Source organism: Enterococcus sp. DIV1304_2 (assembly GCF_050555445.1).
Classification (GTDB): domain Bacteria; phylum Bacillota; class Bacilli; order Lactobacillales; family Enterococcaceae; genus Enterococcus_B; species Enterococcus_B pernyi.
In genome coordinates, this window is record NZ_CP187858.1 from 1 (window position 1) to 1,252 (window position 1,252).

Annotated in this window: 1 protein-coding gene; it reads right to left on the reverse strand. The window is 36.3% G+C overall.

What is annotated here, in order from left to right; translation table 11 throughout:
* Positions 1–369: 369 nt before the first annotated feature.
* Positions 370–789: a hypothetical protein gene (locus IGJ14_RS15355; protein ID WP_430608673.1), complete on the reverse strand. Its 420-nt coding sequence runs from the start codon at positions 787–789 to the stop codon at positions 370–372.
* Between the last annotated feature and the right edge of the window lie 463 nt (positions 790–1,252).

A 1,252-nucleotide genomic window follows, 5' to 3' on the forward strand; every position in this document is an offset into this window, starting at 1 on the left:
CTTTTGGCATATATTTTCCCCTTTCGTATTGATATTTCTCATAGCAAAAACGTCTTATATTTGCTAATTTTTGTAGAACCATTATTCGCAAGACTTTTACAACCGGAGAAGTCTAACTCCTAGGAAGGCAGGATATTCGCTCCTTATCTTTCAGATAAATCTTCGCAAATCCTTCCATGATTCTGGCACACCCATCTAGCTGGGTAACGGTCACTGAACCCTTTAGTAGCCATGCTGATTAGTTCAGAGGGGCGGTTCTACTCGCCCTATTCAATTTTATTTGTTGGTTGTTCGTCATCAACACCCAACAAGAATTTAAGATTTTATTGCTAAAAAATTAGCAAATATAAGACGTTTTTGTTTGAGTAATTATTTTTTTATTAGTTCGCCTGAATCATTAGAATACCAATGCGTGATCATTTGACGAGCAAATTCTTGATCTTCTTGCTCCTCGATTGCTTGATAGATTTTAAGTGCTGCTTTTTTTGGATCAGCTCTTTTATAACGAAAAACGTCATTTGCTTTAATTGTTTTTAAAGGCAGATTTGTTTGAATTCTTCTTGCAAGGATACTGCCTTTCTTATCGAAAACTAATTTAATTTGATCAAACAGCTCTTCTGTCGACCTTTCTCCAAAGTTTACCTCATAAGGTTTACCACCTTCATAAAAAATTGAAAATCGTAGAGCTTTCTCGTTATTGATTTTCCACCGTTGTCCATTAAAAAGCTGAACTATCACTCCCTTTGTTTCTAGTAAGTCAATCAATCTAACCGCATAGCCTTTTGTCATCATCTTCAGATCCTTTCAAGTAGTTAATTTTAAAATAAAGGCAAACAAAAAGGAGGCATTCCACATGCGTGAAATCCCTCCTCAAAGATTGTAGTTGTCGACAACGCCCTATAACAGCTAATTTGATCCTCGTTTTACACGCACTCCCCCACTGAATCAAACGTATAAAAAAAAGAATCGTATTAGTCCAAGGCCATACACATACGTCCTCACTCATCTTCTGAAAATCACCTTTTCAAACTGTCTTATAAAAAAAGATTTTAAAAAATAAGTGAAAACGAATGAATACCCCTCAGTTGTTTGTTATAATAGCAACGTTGTAGACATCGTCTACAATTATCAAGGAGCAATCCATTCAACATGGTCGAATGTTGTTTGGAACCTTTTGATCTCAACGACCTTCAAACTGACGCCAATCAGTTTGGAGCGAGAGAGCTAAAGGTGCTCCTTTTTGTTTGCCTTC

Coding starts and splice junctions, on each gene's coding strand:
- IGJ14_RS15355 (WP_430608673.1), bottom strand. CDS start 789: ATGACAAAAGGCTATGCGGTTAGATTGATTGACTTACTAGAAACAAAG.